The organism is Gordonia sp. N1V (assembly GCF_029269935.1).
Classification (GTDB): Bacteria; Actinomycetota; Actinomycetes; order Mycobacteriales; family Mycobacteriaceae; genus Gordonia; species Gordonia polyisoprenivorans.
In genome coordinates, this window is sequence record NZ_JARJDD010000003.1 from 277,471 (window position 1) to 293,300 (window position 15,830).

Below are 15,830 nucleotides of genomic sequence, written 5' to 3' on the forward strand. Positions count from 1 at the left end.
CAGCTCAGTCATCGAGCGCGGCGTGGAACTCCGCGACCCGCGGCCACGTCTGGCTTGTGGCCGCCTCACCGGCGATCAGGCCGAGATGGCTGGTCTCGACGGTGGTGAAGTGCACCTGCGGGGAATCGGCGAGCACTTCCACGCCGTGACGCACCGCCTGCCAACTGGCGATGGCGTCGCGGTGACTGCCGAACAGCGCGATCGGAACTCCGATCGAGGTGAGGTCCACGCGGCGTCCGCCGAAATCGACCACACCGGACGCGAGTTCGCCGCGGTAGACGAAGTTCTCCCACATCTGTTCCGACACCTTGCCCGCATATCCGGGCATCGAGTTCTGGAAACGATCGATGACCTGCATGCGTGCCAGCGCCTCGGTGTCGTGGGCGTTGCGCATGATGTAGCCGGGCTTCTTCAGTTCCCGCTGCCACGCGGTCCCGCGGTAGGCGATGCGCACCAGGGGGGCGGGGATGCCGCCGAATGCCCGCAATGCCGCGGTGACGGCCTTGCCGCCGGTCGGCTTCATCACCTTCTTGACCAGCGGATACGGAGGCACCGCGTCGTAATCCAGGGGTGTGCCGATGGCGGCGATCGAGCGGATCGGCAGTTCCGGGTGCGCGGCGGCCGTCAACAAGCTGATCGTGCCGCCGATACTCCACGCCACCAGATCCACCTGCTCGGCGCCCGGGTGGTCGTCGAGGACCCGGTCGATGGCCTGCGGGACGATGTCGTCGAAGTAGTCCTCGAACCCCATGTCCCGCTCGGCGCGACCGACCTCACCGAAGTCCACCACATACGGCACCCGACCGATCTCGAGGAACCGTTCGACCACCGATTGGCCGGGTCCGAGGTCGTAGCAACGCGCCGACACCGCGAGCGGCGGTACGAGCAACACCGGCGGCCGCCCCGTGGCGCGGGCCGCGGCGACCTGCTCGTCGGTGCCGTATCGCCGCAGCTCACGGTGTGCGCCCGGGTACAGGACGCTATGCGGGGTCTCGATGTCCGGGGCCACCTGATGTCCACCCGCCAAACGCAGGACCAGCAGGGCACCATCCAGTGTCGACATGCGCCGCAATCTACGCGACCGGCCGCCGGCGATCTCTATGAGGCGTGCTCACGGGAGTCGGCGTCGGAGTCCTCGTCCCAGAATCCGACGGCCTCGAGACTGCGGATCAGTCGGTCGCGGGCATCGGCGAATCGCGCGTGGATCTCCTCGCGGATCGCGCTCTCGTCACCGTCGCGCAGATAACCGATGAGACGACGATGACTGGCCACCGCCTGCCGGCCCCACTCGGAGTCCTGGGCGTACAGCTCATCGGGCGAATACTTGTTGGCGGAGAACAGGAACCACGCCAGCTTCTTGCTGTGCGCCATCAGGTTCACCCGACGATGAAAGGCGAACTCGCGATCCAGCACGCGGTCGGCGTTGCCCGCGGTCACCGCCTTCTCCAACTCGTCGACGATCTCGGCGAGGTCGGTGAGGCTTCTCGGGAGGTCCGGGTCGGCGATGGCGTGGGTCGCCAGCCGCGCCGACAACTCGGCCTGCATCCAGAAGATGTCGACGATGTCGCCGCGTCCCAGGCTCTCCACGATGAAGCCGCGATGCGGTGACGACCGGACCAATCCCTCCCCGCGCAGCGTCACCAGCGCCTCACGTACCGGTGTGACACTGCACCCGAGCGCCGATGCGGTCTCGTCGAGCCGGATGAACTCCCCCGGCCGGATCTCGCCGGTCATGATGCGCGTCCGCAGATGGTCGGCGACCTCGTCGGTGAGCTGTCGACGACCCAGCCGCACAGCAGCCATCGCCTGTCCTCCTGTCCTCATCCCCGTCCCGACGACTCGATGACCGAGGCCGGACGGGCGCGGTGGCGGCGCTCGTTCGGCCGTCGCAGGGCCGCGGGGTATATACGATCAGTCAACCGTACGGTGCGCACGCTCGCCAGCGGATGGATCGGGCAATTGTCACGTAGACGTGGACGGTGACCGGACACACTCACACCATCGGCCTGTCGTGCTTCATCCGGCTGCGCAGATCACGCATCAACATGCGGCTGCCGCCGAATCTGATCGACTTCGGCAGGAACTTGTTGACCACGGAGACGAACGTGAACAGGTGCTCGAAACGTCTGCGGTCGTCGTCGGTCCATTCCAGGCCGAGCTGATCGCGGTAGATCGGCGGCAGCGAGCCGATCGTCAGAAAGCGCAGCAGATTCACGAACGGCAACCGGATCAGTGGGTTGATCATCCGCAGATCGACGAGGTCGTTGAGGAACTCACACGTCGTGTCGTCGATCACGATCCGTTGGCACGCCACGTTCCAGTAGTGGTCGAACTCCTTGCGGGTGGCCGGCCACATGTCCTCGGGGACCTGCAGGGTGGTGCCGAGCGTCTTGCCCGATTGGTAGAACTCGTCGGCTTCCTCCTCGGTCATCACCCCGTGCAGCAGGATGTGCATGTCCTCGATGCCGACGAACAGACACGCCGCCACCCACATCTGCAGTTCCCGGTTGAAGGCGTTGTATTTCACCGGACTCTGATCGTCGGAGCGGACATGACGATGCGCGGAGTTGACGGCCTCCCGGAAGGCCGCCTTCTCCTCTTCGGTGCCGAGGATCGCGACGGCGAGGTACTGGCCGGTGGTGCGGGCCCGTTTCCACGGGTGGTGCATCAGCGAGCCCGATTCGACCTTGCTCTCCATGACGCCGTAGGCGACCTCGGGCCAGCCGAGTTGCATGACGACGTTGGCCGCACCGCCGGCGAAGGACCAGAAGTCGATGGCCTCCTGGATGCGGGCGGGTTTGCGCAGGCTCGTGGCGCGGCGTTTGCGGGTGGTGATCTTGATACGTGTTCTGGCGGTGGTGAGTTCGGGCGCGGTGTGGTCGAGATCAGGGAGATAGCTGGTGGCCATGACGGTCCCTTTCGTCGGTGGGAGGTGCTCGGGTGGGTGGCGCGACCTCAGATGGTCTCGACGTTGTCGACGAGCCAGTGGTCGCCGGATCGTTTGAGGGTGACCAGCATTCGGTACGGCTGGTTCTTTCCGTCGGGGGCGACGACGTTGGTGGCCTTCTGATTCACGAAGAGCAGGACCGTCGCCGTGCCGGCATCGATGTTCTCCACCGCGGCGTGGGGGACCTCGGCGGTCGCCTCCCCCTTGCCGTCGGTGACGATCTGGGTCAATGCCGACACCATCTCGCTGTACTTGGCCGCGAAGTTCTCCGTCGACATCGACGCGATCGCATCACGGTTCTTGTTGAGGTCCCGATAGTCGAAGCTCGAGAGCTTGATCGCGTAATCACGTGCGGTGTCGGTGGCCTGTGTGCGCATCTGCGCGGTCACCGCGCCGTCGGAGTCGTTGCCCGAGAACGCCTCGTACCCGAAGTATCCGGCGAGGGCGATCGCTGCGACGAGTAGCACCGCCAGCACGCCGGTGATCCACGGCAGCACCCGACGCCGCTCCGATGCCGATGTGCGCCCCGACGTCGGCGTGTTCACCGAGTCCTGTTGCGAGTCAACGGGTTCGGTGTCGGCGGGTTGGGTGGCCGCCGGCTCGGCCTCCGATGTGACCGCCGCGGCCTTGGTGCGCTTCTTGCCAAGCGGACTGTTCTTGGGCACCGACACCGCTGCCCTTGTCGCCGCCTTCACTGTCGGCTGGGTCTCGGTGCCCGAATCCGGTTGTGCCGAATTCTGTTGAGCCGTCTTCTCACTCGCGGTGATGTCAGTTGCCATGTTGTGCCCTTTCGAGGAGTTCGCGCCACCATTGCAGGAGTTCGGCGCCGTTGGGGATCAGGAGGGGGTCGGTGACCGCCGGTGGACCCGACACCCCACCGGGACTCGTCCACGAGGACGTTCCGAGATCGTCGGGACGCGGCGCGTTCACCGCGCCCCGCTGTTCGAGTCCGTTGCCGGGCGGGCAGTACCGGGTGAGGTTCGGGTCCGAGGGAGTGAGATCGCCGACGGTGCGCCGCGGTTCGTCGTAGAACATGCACACCGGACCCTGGGTCCCGATGAGCGCGAAGTCGCCGCGCCCGTTCTTGACGATGGACCGCAGGTCGATCAGACCCTGCGGGATCGTCTGCAGGCCGGTCTGCAGGGCCGCCGAACGGTTGCTGATGACCGGCTCCACGGTGGCCAGGTTGGCCAGTACCCCACCGAAGGTCCCGCGGTACCTGTCGAACAGTTGTTGCGCGTGGTTCAGTGCCGCCGGGGAGTGATCGAGCAGGTAGACGAACACCGGTTGTTCGGAGTCGAGTTGGTCGGTGAAGGAGGCCACCGAGCGCATACCGGTCTCGAACGATGCGGTGTTGTCACTCATCGCGTGTAGGACGTTGAGCCAGTCACCGAAGAGCCCCTGCAGGATCGGCGCATTGCGACTGACGAGATCCGACAGTTGGAGTCCGTTGGACACCAAGGTGTTCAACGAGTCGGGGTTCTCGCCGAAGGCCTGGTACATCTCGTTGCCGACGGTCGCGAGGTTGCCCGGGCCGATGCTCTCGAGCACCTTGGCGGCCTGCGCGATGATGGCATCCATCTGCATCGGTTGCTTGTCGGCGGGCGCGGCGATGGTGTCACCGCTGTGCAGATAGGGCCCGTCGTCGGAACTCGGGATGATGTCGACGCTCTGGATGCCGGCCATCGTCGCCATGGTCACCTGCATGTACGCGTTCTTCGGGATGCGAGTGCTGCCACGCACGACGAGCTCGACATTCGCGGCATCTCCCGACCCGTCGAGCGTGACCGAGTGCACGGTGCCGATGTCGACCCCGCGCAGGGTGACGCCGGTCCCCGCGGTGAGGCCGAAGGCATTGTCCATCCGGGCGTGCAGGGTGAGCTTGTCGCCAAAGCCTTCCGGGCCGGCGACGAAGTTGATGCCGTAGGGGATGACGATCGCCGCGATGATCAGGAAGATCGCGAACTGGATCGATCCCGTCGGCAGCTCATATCGCTTGCCGCGCAGGGTGAGTGCCATGTCAGCGACCTCCGCTCGGTCGCGTCGGGCGGCCCGGCCGGTGGGCGCCGGGGAGTCCGCCGGTGAGGGCGTCGGTGAGATCGCCGGGTGTCGGCAGCGGCTGTCCCGACAGCAGCATCCCGCCGGTGAGTATCTTGTCGATGCCGCCGGGGATGTCGAGGGCACCGTCAAACACCAAGTAGTCGCCACGGATCGACCGGGTGAAGTTGGCCATGAACTGATTCATGTGCGTCAGCGTCTGCCCCACGTTGTCGTTGAAGGTGCCCAGCGAGCTCACGAGTGCGTTCGCGTCGGTCACCAGTGAATTCAATTGTGGTTGCCGGCCCCGGGTGATCGCGTCGGCGCTGCGGGCCAGTGAGGTGGTCTGTGACATCAGGGTGGCCAGCTGATCACGTTGCGCGGCCAGCACATTGACCGCAGCCGGGGTCTGCGACAAGAAGTCCTCGACGAGATTCTGCTGTCCGGCGAGCGTGTCGGTGACGTCGGCGGCCGCCGACATCGCCGCGTTGAAATCGTCGGTGTAGCGCGATGATCGGGCGAGCAGTCGGTTCAGGGTGTCGATCAGCACGCCCACCTTGTCCGAGCGTTGGTCGAACGCCTCGTTCAGGCTCGCCATCACCGACTGCAATTGGCTCACACCGCTGCCGGAGAGGACGTTGCCCAGGGCCGCGAGGGTCCCTTCCACCTGCGGACCGACGCTGGTGGCGTCGAGACCGATGCGGTCGCCCCCGCCGAGATGGCCCTGCGGGTTCTGCGGTGGGGTCAGCCGGATGAACGGGGTGCCCAGCGCCGACGGGAGTTCCACCGAGGCACGAACATTGGCCGGCAGATCGGTGTGGTCGTCGAGCGACAGCGTCAGTTGTGCGTGTCCCCCGTCGAGAGCGATGTCGGTGACCCGGCCGACGATCTGCTGGCCACTGCGCACGTCGGAGCCGTCGACGACACCATCGGCGGTGCTCAGTTCGGCGGTCACGTCGAAGGTGCCGCGGGCGCCGGCCAACGGCAGATCCTGCAGTCCCGTCGCGCACCCGCTCACACCGCAGGCCACTGTCAGCGCAGCCACGGCACCGATCGCCGGCCGCCGCCATCCACGGACGCCTCGCATGGCCGCCATCAGCGGCCTCCCTGTGGGGGAAGGGCGCCACCGGAGATCGCCGAGACGATGCCCAGCGGGTCCGACGAGCTGATCGGGAACGAGATCGGATTGGTCAGTCCCGCACCGACACACAGCGGCATCGGGAATCGGTCACATAGCGGTTTGAGGGTCTTGAACTGTGCCAGTGTCGTCGAGATGTTCAGCCGGATTCGCCCGCGATGGTCGGGGCCGATCGTGCTCGAGAGGTTCTGCATCATCAGTGGTGCGAGATCCATGAATTCGGCCAGTCCCGACTTGTTGGCGGCGAGGGTGTCGCCGAGCGCCTTGAGGTTTTCGGCGACCACGCCGACATCGTTGCCGTGGGCCATGACGAAGGCGTTGACCTGATCGAAGATCACCTTGAGATCGTTGATCGGGGTGGTGATGTCCTGGTTGGCCGAGGCCCACTGGTTGCTCAGCGCTCCCATCGAGTCGATCAACCCGTCGAGGGAGACCTGTTTGGCCTGGAAGGTCTGCATGAGTTGGTTGAGTGAGTCGATGAGATCCTGAATGTCGTCGGCGTGGGCGCCGACGATCCCGCTCGCCGATGCCAATTGGCCCATCGCCGTGTTGAATTCGGGACCGCCGCCATCCCAGGACTGTGCGGTGCGGGCCAGCAGGGTTCCCACATCCGCCGACTGCGGATCGGCCGACGGGCCGAGGATCTTGGTCAGCGTGCCGAGGCTGCCCATCAACTGGTCGAAACTGATCGGCGAGTGCGTCCGCTGTTGGGGAATCGTATCGCCGCCGGCGAATTCGGGGCCCTTGGTGTAGGCCGGTCCGAGTTCGAGGTGACGGTCACTGATCACCGACGGGTTCAGGACGTAGGCCTGCACGTCGGCGGGCAGCCGGACGTCCCCGGCGATGGTCATCTCCACATGAACGTGATCGCCACGCGGATCGACGGCGGTGATCTGGCCGACCGGCACCCCGAGGACCGTCACCTTGGAACCGGTGTACAGGCCGTTGACGAAGGCGAAATCGGCGTTGACGCTGGTGGTGTCGGGACTACGGCCGAAGACGTACCACGTCCCGGCGAACAGCGCGGCGACCACCAGTAGTGCGGCGAAGATCTTCCCGCCGTAGCGTTTCCGGTGCCGGACCTCGCGAACCTGACGAAAGGTCATCAGCGGCACCCCTGCATCACACCGAGCACACACAGCATGTTGTCGGGGATCACCGCCGACGGTGAGACGACGTCGGCCCAGTTGCCGTTGCCGGTGGCGTCGGTGACGGTGCGCATGGCCGGCGGCAGTTGTTGCAGGATCGCGTTGATGTGGTCCACGTTGTCTTTCAGGGTCGTCGTCACCGATTCGATGTTGGTGGTCAATTGCCCCATCGGTACCTGCGGGAAGATGGCCGCCATCTGCCCGAGCACGATGCGTAGGTTGTCAACGAGCCGGGTCAGCACCACACGCCGGACCACGAGGGTCTGCACGATCGCCTGCGCGCTCGACAGCGCGTCGGAGATCGAATCGGTCTGTGCCGCGGTGACGGTGGCCAGTCGTTTGGACAGCGACAGCAGCTGGTCGAGTTGGGAGCCGGTCCCGGTGATGACCGATGCGGCGCCGGCCGCACCGCGCAGTGAGGCGTCGAGCGTCGTCGAATCCGGGATGATCGACTTCATCGTCGACATCATCGCCCGCAGCACGTCGGGGTCGATCTGTGCGGACGCGTTGACCGAAGCGGCCGAGATGTCGTCGAGACTGTACGGACTGTCGGTGCGGGAGAGCGGGATCGTGTTGTCGGGGCCCACCTGTCCGTGCCCGCCGGGGACGATCTCCAGATAGCGCTTGCCGAGTACGGTGCGCAACCGGACACCGGCGCGGGTCTGATCGCCCAGCGGCTGACCGTTGTCGAGCCGAAAGCCCACGCGCACATGATCACCGGCGAGGTCGATGCTCTCGATCCGCCCGGCCGGTACCCCGGAGACGAGAACGGGGTCGGCGGTCGTCAGACCGGACGCATTGGCGAGCTCGGCGGCGTACGGCGAGGTCCGCAGTTCGTAGCGCAGCTGCGGGACACCGATCGCCACGAGGACGAGGACGAGCAGGGTGATGATGCCCGCGGTACCGAGGACCGCAGGCGAGGCTCCTTGAGAACGCTTGTCGGACTTGAAGACGAACTCGAGGATGCCGACGAAGACATCGATCAATCTGACCAGGAACATTCGTGATCACCTACACACCGAGGAATGTTGGGGCCCGAAGATGTTGGCCTCCAGATCAAAAGCCTTCAACGTGAAATTGCACAGGTAGAGCATCATGAATCCGCCGTAGCGTCCGCTCGCATTGATCTTCGCGGCCATCACCGGGAACTGCTCGAGAAACCGCGTGAACTGCTCGGTCTGCGGAATCCACGACGAGGTCACGTCGCGCAGCCCGGTCAGTGTCGAGGCGAACTGTCCGTCGGCGGCCGTCATCATCTGCGCCAGCGACGACAACGCGCGATCGCCGCTGTCGAGCAGCGCGCCGAGCTGCCCGTTGTCGCCGATGATCGTCGACGTCAACTGATTCAAGCCGGTGAACAGTTCGGTCATCTGCGGGCTGCGTTTCTCGACCGTCGTCATCAGCACGTTCATGTTGGTGACCAGCCGGGTGAAGATGACACCGTTCTCCGACAGGTTCTGCCCCATGCTCGCGATCTGTCGCAACAGCAGTTCCACCGAACCGGCCCGACCCTCGAAGGTGTCGACGAAACCGCGGGCGAGTTCGTTGACCTGCTGCGGTCGCAGCGCACTGAACAGCGGCTGGAACCCGTTCATCAGTGCGGTCAGGTTGATCGGCGGAGTCGTTGCGGCGAGCGGGATCTCGTTGCCGGTGCGGGCCGGCTGATCGTCGCCGGCCGCGGTCAGCGCGATGTAGCGGGCGCCGAGCATGTCGCCGTAACGCACTGCGGCGTGGACGCGTTCGGGGATGACCTTGTCCTTTTCGACCTGCACGGTCACCGACGCCTGCGCGGTCCCGTTCGCGCCGGGCACCAGGGCGATCGAATCGACCCGACCGATTCGTACGCCGGCCATCTTGACCGGGTTGCCGGTGACGAGACCTTCCGCGTCGGCGAAGTGGATGACATAGTCGTCGGTCGGCCCACCCACCGGTACCCGCAGTGTGTTCACGACGAGAACGGCGGCCACGAACCCGATGATCACGAACGAGACCGCCTTGATGAGGGTCCACGGGGACAGGGTGGTCATGACGGGCTCACCTGCGCTCCGCGGACCATCGGCCCGAGCATGACCACGGTGGCCGGATTCGGCTGTCCCCCGGCCTCATCTGCCGATGAGCCGACTCCGACCATGCCTTCGATCCGGCGCAAGGCGGGGCGTTCGCCGGTACCGTCGATGGTGACGTCACCGGAGAACGCCGACGGTGTGGCGGTCGGGGCGGTCGGGGTGCGCACCGGCGGGTTGAGCACGGTGCCGTTCGGCTGACCGGGCGCGCGCACCGGACCGACGCCGATCTCGGCCCCTGTTCCGGTGCACTGTGATCCGCGCATGGTGCCGTAGGTCGGGCAGTCCGCCGCGGTGTACGGCATCGGTTGGGAGAAGGTGGGCACGGCGGTGATGTTGAACTTTCCGGTGGAGAACACCTGCGCTCCGGCGATGGCGAACTTGTCGGCCTCCGACAGGGTGCGAGAGAGCCCGTTCGGGTTGTCGGCGACGGTGGACAGGATCGTCGACGTCGAGGTCAGCACGGTGATCAGGTTCTGGCGTTGTGCGGCGACGAACGGCCCCGCCGTTCCCAGATAGCCTGCGGCCGAAGCGAAGAACGACGCCAGACTCTGCGAGTGCTCGAGGATGCCCTCGGAGATGTGGGTGACCGAGGCGAGGGTTTCGGTGATCGCCGGCGTGGCGCGCTTGAGGGATTCGACGACGCGCCGGAATTGCGGTGTGGCGTCGATGAACTCATCGACCGCCGATTCGAGTTGCTGCGACGCGGTGGCCCACTGGTCGATCATCAGACCCAGGTCGGCGCCGCGACCCCCGATGGCCTTGTTCACCGCCGCCAAGGCGACGGTCATCTTGTCCGGCTGTACCTCGGCGATGAGGTCGCTCATCTTGGTGAAGATGTCGTAGAGGTTGATCGCGTCGGGACCCGAATCCACGGTGATCTCGTCGCCGTCGGACAGCGAATGCGCACTGTGTTCGAGCTGCGGGGCGGGGACGAGCTGAACATAGATGTCGCCGAAGAACGTTCGCGGCAGCACACGCATCATCACGTTCGACGGGATCGACCCGATCACCGAATCCTCGATCGTCAGGTTCACCTCGGAGGACTGGGTGCCCGCATCGATCGACGAGATCTCGCCGACCTTGACGCCGTGATATCGCACCGGCGCACCGGTGGTGATCAACCCGGCCTGCACCGGGACCTGGGCGTGGATGACGGGGTCGGAGTTGGTCAGATGCGTACTGCGGGCGACCATCCAGAATGCGAAGGCGCCGACCAGGATCATCGCGATGACCGCACGCACGATGTATCCGCCGCGAGACACCGGATTGCCCGGCAGCATGACCGTCACGTCAGATCCCCATTCCCGGGATCTGGGGCACCAGCCCCCACAGCCCGAATGTGAAGATGACGTCGGAGATGCCGATGGCCAGAATCGAGGTTCGCAGGGCGCGTCCGGCCGCCTGCCCGACGCCTTCGGGACCGCCGCTGGCGAAATATCCGTAGGAACAGTGCACGAGCGTGACGATCGCAGCGAAGACCACCGCCTTGATCGCCGAGTAGAGCAGATCGGCGGGCGTCAGTGCCAGGTGGAAGAAGTAGTCGTAGGTACCCGACGATTCGCCGTTGTACCAGACCACCACCAGTCGGGTCGCGATGTAACTGGCGAGCAGACCGATCATGTAAATCGGCAGGATGCAGACCATCGCCGCGATCATGCGGGTGGTCGCGAGGAACGGGATCGAGCGGATCGCCATCACGTCGAGCGCGGCGATCTCGTCGGAGATCCGCATGGCACCGACCTGCGCGGTGAAGCCGGTGCCCACCTTGGCGGCGAGCGCGATGGCGACGACGACCGGAGCGAGCTCGCGGGTGTTGGCGATCGCCGAGAGCATGCCCGACAAGGTGGTCATGCCGACGAGTTGCAGTCCGCGATAGGTTTCGACGCCCAGCATCATGGCCGCGGCCAGCGACATCGCCAGGACGATGCCCATCGTCCCACCGCCGGACAGCAGCGACTTACCGCCGAAGGTCACCTCGGCGATCTGGTTGAGTACATGCTTGCGGTAGTGCACGAGTGTGTAGGGCACCGCAGCGATCGCGCGCAGGATGAAGGTGACGTACTCGCCGAGCCGGACGAAGCCGTCGACGAATGCGGAGAGGCGGCGCGTCGAGCGCACCCGGATGCGGTAACCAATGTCTGCGCTGACCATCTAGTACGACCCCACAGCCGGCACCATCACCGAATAGAGCTGTGACAGAACGGTGTTGAAGATGAACACCAGAGCGAAGGCGATCACCACCGCCTCGTTGACGGCATCGGCGACTCCCCGTGGACCACCGCGAGCATGTAATCCCTTGAAGCAGGCCACGATCGTCGACAGCAGCGCGAACACCGCCGCCTTCACCAGTGCCATCACGAAGTCCGAGGTGCGCCCGTACTGGCTGAATGTCGCCATGAAGGCGCCGGCCGGAAGATGTTGCACGTAGACGTGATAGAGGTAGCAGGCCCCGACGCCGGTCACGGTGATCAGCGAGCACAGGACCAGCGACACGATGATCCCCGCAGCGATACGCGGGGCCACGAGCCGCTCGATCACGTTGAGGCCCATCACCTCCATGGCATCGACTTCTTCGCGGATCTTGCGGGAGCCCAGGTCGGTGCAGATCGCAGAGCCAGCGACGCCGGCCATCATCAGCGCGCTGACGAGCGCCGAGGCCTGTCCGACGATGATGAAGGCGACGACGGCGCCCGAATAGCCGCCGGCGCCGATGCGGCCGGCGAGTTCGCCGACCGACACCGCGATGAACACGCCGACCGGGATCATCAGCAGCAACGACGGACCGGTACTGACCCGGCCGATGAAGACCGTCTGATTCACCGTTTCGGTGATCGAGAGACGGAACCGGAAGATGGCGACCACGAGCGAACCGATCGCCTGTAGCGCAAAGCCCAAAGTGTGTCCGGCCTCATTGGCCAGATCACGTAGCGGCCCCTTGGATGCGGGCAGCTCGAACGCCATACGACCCCCAGGTGTGGCATGTGATCGAGATCTCAACTGTCGATCGACACGCTAACATACTTCATATATGAAATGTGAAACACGAAGACTTTGCGCCGAATGGAGCTCGCCGACATGAGATCGATGTCTGTCCGAATCGCCGTGACCACGGCGTTTGTTGTCATCACCGGTGCCGTGGGCGGTGTCATGGGTATCGGGCCGGCATCGGCCGCGGCGGTCCCCACGCTCGCGGTCACCACCGCGGGCAGCGCCGACTGGACGATCACCTATGACACCGGAGCCGGCCCGCACACCGACGGTCGCTGCACCGTCGTCGTCGATTCGCACACTCTCGTGCGCGACGGCACCGAACGCACGCTGACCTTGCCGGGCTCCGCTGTCCGACCCGGCCGGCATCCCGTCCGCGTGCGATGCGGCGCCGCCACCAGCCCGACCCTGTGGATCCATGCGCCCCGCGGCCAGATCAACGACATCGGTACCTGGGCCTCCAACACCACCGCCGGGGTGCTCGGGATCTGAACGTCTCCCGTGGGCCGATGGTCGTGTCGAAGCAGCCTCGGCTGACGGCGGTCTCGAGGGTCGGCGCCAGGGGCGCCTCCCACCTCGACCATCGATGAAAGACCCCACCCGATGGTCGCGACGTTCCCACCCGCTACCACCGACCGCTCCTCCCCCGATCGTCGCAACGCTCCCACCCGCTACCACCGACCGCTCCTCCCCCGATGGTCGCAACGCTCCCACCCGCTACCACCGACCGCTCCTCCCCCGATGGTCGAGGTGCGAGGCGCGTGCGCCGAGCCTCGAGACCCCCTGCCACGGTGCTGGTTTCACAACCACCTCACCGGCATAATCGACACGATGAACTCCTCGTCGCGTGTCGCCGTGGTCGGCACCCTCAATCTCGACCAGGTGGTGCACGTCGAGCGTCTACCCGCCGACGGTGAGACGGTCCTCGGGCTGTCCCAGACGGAGCGGCCGGGCGGTAAGGGCGCCAATCAGGCCGCAGCAGCGGCAGCGATCACCTCGACGTCGCTGATCGCCGCGGTCGGGGACGACCCCGCGGGCACCACGATGCTCGAATATCAACGTGCTCAGGGTGTCGACGTCGAGCACGTTCGTCGCGTCACCGGCCTCAGCGGACGGGCGGTCATCGAGGTCGACGCCGACGGCACCAACCGGATCATCGTGCTCTCCGGTGCGAATGCCGAGCTGACCGCCGATCACGTCACGGCATCCTTGGACGCACTTGACCCCGAAGTGGTTCTCACACAGCTGGAGTCGCCCCGCGAGGTCACCGACGCCGCTGCGCGGTGGTGTCGAGCCCATCTGAGGCGTTTCGTCCTCAATCCCAGTCCCGTCGCGGCACTGGATGATTCGATACTGGCACTGGCCGACCCGCTGGTCGTCAACGAGATCGAGGCCGCCTACTACGGCACGGCCGACGATCTCGAGCCTCTGGCGCAACGGCTTCGGGCTCGCTGCACGTCGGCGGTCATCACCCTGGGCGCCGAGGGGGTGCTCGTCGTCGACGACGGTCGCGTCACCCGCATCAACGTGCGCGGAGTCACAGCCGTCGACACCACCGGCGCCGGCGACGTCTTCGCCGGAACCCTGGTCGCACACCTCGCCGCCGGCATCGAACTTCCCGAGGCGGCGTCGCTCGCCGCGGACACCGCAACCGATTTCGTGTCCCGGTCACGCAACTGACGACCCCGCGATCGATCCCCTCAGTCCACGGCACCCAGCCGATCCTCGGGCCGAAACGGCTCGGCAACCGTCCCGGCGACCACCGACTCGGCGAGCGCCTCGCCGAGGACCGGTGCGTGTTTGAAGAGATTGTGTCCGGCAATCACGTAGGCGTTGCCCGACTTCCAGATCGCCACCCCGTCGTCACCCCAGGGCAGACGCGTGACCCAGCAGTGCACGATGCCGATCGGTTCGTGGACAAGCCCGGGAAGTGCTCGGGAGGCGTAGGCGATCGCGTTGTCGGCCGAGCGGGCCAGGGCGTCGACGTCGTCGATGGCTCCGTCATCATGCGCGACAACCGAATCGGAGAGACCGAGCCCGAACGCGGAGCGGTCGGGATAGGCAGCGGCATACACGCCCGACACCCCGAATGCTCCGCTGCCGTCCTGCAGTGTCGGCAGCCGGTCGGGAACCTCGCGCAGGGCGAACGACACCCGAACGTGCGCACCGAGTTCGACCGGTATCGCCACCGAGAGCGCGCGGGCCAGGGCAGCGGTGCCGCGTCCGGCTGCCACCACCGCCGCGCCGTGCGTGGATAGCGTTGTCGGGGTGCGTATCTCGACTCCGTTGGAGCGGTCGCGCACGGTGATCGCCTGCTCGGCGATCAGCCCGGCCCCGGTCGTTGCCTCTCGTGCCTCGTCCGCCAGACGCGCAATCGCCGTTCGGGTGTCGATCGACCCGCCATTCGGGTCGAATACCGCGCCGCCGTCGTAGTGGCCGAGTATCGGTAGCAGCGAGGCCAGTTCGTCACGGTCGACGAGTCGCGCCCCGATGTCGGGGTGATCTTCGAGGAGGGCCAGCCGTCGCACGGCGGTCGGTCCGAGTGCGAGCGCACCGTCGTCGCTGACGAGTCGCACACCGAAGGTGTCCTCCCAGTCGCGCCACTGCCGTCGCGCCCGGACCGCGAGTGCCACCATCCGCGGATCGTCGTGCGCGTGCCGAAAGATTCGCGATACTCCCGCCGACTGTCCCGAACCGGGCGTTCCCGACTCGAAGACCGTCACCGAGTACCCACGGGAACGTACCGCGTGTGCCGCCGACAGTCCGACGATGCCCGCGCCGATGACGGCGACGTCCGAGGTGGTGGTCATGTGCCCGACAGTACAAGCGCAAGCCTATTGCAGGGTTGGCACGACAGGGTTTGGACAGGCCGGTGACGGGGTATCCACGACGACCGGGGGGAGAGAACAGACGCGAAAGGAGAAGCACCATGGCTGAAGAACTCAAGGGAATCACCGTCGCATTTCTCGTCGCACCCGAGGGCATCGAGCAGGTCGAGCTCACCGAACCGTGGCGGGCGGTCGAAGAGGTCGGCGGCACGCCGAGATTGGTGTCCACCGACAGCGGAACGGTGCAGGCGTTCGAGCATCTCGACAAGGCCGACACCTTCCACGTCGACGCCACCACCGACACCGTCACCCCCGACGACTTCGATGCGCTCGTGTTGCCCGGTGGGGTGGCCAACCCGGACTACCTGCGCACCGTCGAGTCCGCGGTCGACTTCATCAAGGGCTTCTTCGACGCCGGCAAGCCGGTCGCCGCGATCTGCCACGCACCGTGGACCCTCGTCGAAGCCGATGTGGTCCGGGGTCGCTCGATCACCTCGTGGCCGAGTGTGAAGACCGACATCGCCAATGCCGGCGGCAACTGGGTGGACGAAGAGGTGGTGGTGGATCGCAACGGGCCCAACACCCTCATCACCAGCCGCAAGCCGGACGATCTGGCCGCCTTCAACTCCGCACTCGTCGTGGAGTTCGGTCGCAGCACCGCCGACGCCTGAGGACCGC

16 protein-coding genes are annotated in these 15,830 nt (G+C 66.1%); 3 read left to right on the forward strand and 13 right to left on the reverse strand.

Going from position 1 to position 15,830, the window contains the following annotated elements; genetic code table 11:
• Nucleotides 1–4: 4 nt before the first annotated feature.
• The 12 genes from P3L18_RS06000 to P3L18_RS06055 form a co-directional block, all read right to left on the reverse strand.
• Nucleotides 5–1,063, reverse strand: a complete 1,059-nt coding sequence (locus P3L18_RS06000) for an alpha/beta hydrolase (protein ID WP_276113574.1) — start codon at nucleotides 1,061–1,063, stop codon at nucleotides 5–7.
• A 35-nt stretch (nucleotides 1,064–1,098) separates the two neighbouring features.
• Entirely contained in the window at nucleotides 1,099–1,803 is a 705-nt protein-coding gene (locus P3L18_RS06005) for a GntR family transcriptional regulator (protein ID WP_006371725.1), read from the reverse strand.
• A 190-nt stretch (nucleotides 1,804–1,993) separates the two neighbouring features.
• Nucleotides 1,994–2,908 carry an oxygenase MpaB family protein gene (locus tag P3L18_RS06010; RefSeq protein WP_006371726.1) on the reverse strand — a complete coding sequence of 305 codons (915 nt, stop codon included), beginning with the start codon at nucleotides 2,906–2,908 and terminating at the stop codon, nucleotides 1,994–1,996.
• Between the two features lie 47 nt (nucleotides 2,909–2,955).
• Nucleotides 2,956–3,726 (reverse strand): hypothetical protein, encoded by a 771-nt coding sequence (locus P3L18_RS06015; RefSeq protein WP_276113575.1) that lies wholly within the window; start codon nucleotides 3,724–3,726, stop codon nucleotides 2,956–2,958.
• Nucleotides 3,716–4,966 (reverse strand): MlaD family protein, encoded by a 1,251-nt coding sequence (locus P3L18_RS06020; RefSeq protein WP_079931489.1) that lies wholly within the window; start codon nucleotides 4,964–4,966, stop codon nucleotides 3,716–3,718. The genes P3L18_RS06015 and P3L18_RS06020 overlap by 11 nt, the downstream gene beginning before the upstream one ends.
• Before the next feature lies 1 nt (nucleotide 4,967).
• A complete protein-coding gene (locus P3L18_RS06025) occupies nucleotides 4,968–6,080 on the reverse strand; it encodes an MCE family protein (protein ID WP_079931490.1) in 1,113 nt (370 codons plus the stop codon).
• Complete coding sequence (locus P3L18_RS06030; RefSeq protein WP_276113576.1) at nucleotides 6,080–7,228, reverse strand: MCE family protein; 1,149 nt, start codon at nucleotides 7,226–7,228, stop codon at nucleotides 6,080–6,082. Before P3L18_RS06030 ends, P3L18_RS06025 begins: the two co-directional genes overlap by 1 nt.
• The gene (locus P3L18_RS06035; RefSeq protein ID WP_276113577.1) at nucleotides 7,228–8,271 is read right to left on the reverse strand and encodes an MlaD family protein; all 1,044 of its coding nucleotides are present in this window, start codon (nucleotides 8,269–8,271) and stop codon (nucleotides 7,228–7,230) included. The genes P3L18_RS06030 and P3L18_RS06035 overlap by 1 nt, the downstream gene beginning before the upstream one ends.
• A 6-nt stretch (nucleotides 8,272–8,277) precedes the next feature.
• The gene (locus tag P3L18_RS06040; protein WP_276113578.1) at nucleotides 8,278–9,297 is read right to left on the reverse strand and encodes an MlaD family protein; all 1,020 of its coding nucleotides are present in this window, start codon (nucleotides 9,295–9,297) and stop codon (nucleotides 8,278–8,280) included.
• Nucleotides 9,294–10,625, reverse strand: coding sequence for an MCE family protein (locus P3L18_RS06045; RefSeq protein WP_276113579.1), 1,332 nt, complete (start codon nucleotides 10,623–10,625; stop codon nucleotides 9,294–9,296). Before P3L18_RS06045 ends, P3L18_RS06040 begins: the two co-directional genes overlap by 4 nt.
• A 1-nt stretch (nucleotide 10,626) precedes the next feature.
• Entirely contained in the window at nucleotides 10,627–11,487 is an 861-nt protein-coding gene (locus P3L18_RS06050) for an ABC transporter permease (protein ID WP_276113580.1), read from the reverse strand.
• Entirely contained in the window at nucleotides 11,488–12,297 is an 810-nt protein-coding gene (locus P3L18_RS06055) for an ABC transporter permease (RefSeq protein ID WP_006371735.1), read from the reverse strand. It lies immediately after the preceding gene.
• A gap of 123 nt (nucleotides 12,298–12,420) precedes the next feature.
• Here P3L18_RS06055 and P3L18_RS06060 point away from each other — a divergent pair, with 123 nt between their 5' ends.
• Nucleotides 12,421–12,816 carry a hypothetical protein gene (locus P3L18_RS06060; protein WP_276113581.1) on the forward strand — a complete coding sequence of 132 codons (396 nt, stop codon included), beginning with the start codon at nucleotides 12,421–12,423 and terminating at the stop codon, nucleotides 12,814–12,816.
• Nucleotides 12,817–13,155: 339 nt separating this feature from the next.
• Nucleotides 13,156–14,004: a ribokinase gene (locus P3L18_RS06065; protein ID WP_276113582.1), complete on the forward strand. Its 849-nt coding sequence runs from the start codon at nucleotides 13,156–13,158 to the stop codon at nucleotides 14,002–14,004.
• A 20-nt stretch (nucleotides 14,005–14,024) separates the two neighbouring features.
• Here P3L18_RS06065 and P3L18_RS06070 read toward each other — a convergent pair whose 3' ends face one another.
• Nucleotides 14,025–15,134 carry an FAD-dependent oxidoreductase gene (locus P3L18_RS06070; protein WP_276113583.1) on the reverse strand — a complete coding sequence of 370 codons (1,110 nt, stop codon included), beginning with the start codon at nucleotides 15,132–15,134 and terminating at the stop codon, nucleotides 14,025–14,027.
• Nucleotides 15,135–15,253: 119 nt separating this feature from the next.
• On the opposite strand from P3L18_RS06070, the gene P3L18_RS06075 reads away from it, so the two are divergent.
• Nucleotides 15,254–15,823, forward strand: coding sequence for a type 1 glutamine amidotransferase domain-containing protein (locus P3L18_RS06075; RefSeq protein ID WP_265077131.1), 570 nt, complete (start codon nucleotides 15,254–15,256; stop codon nucleotides 15,821–15,823).
• The last annotated feature ends 7 nt before the right edge of the window (nucleotides 15,824–15,830 follow it).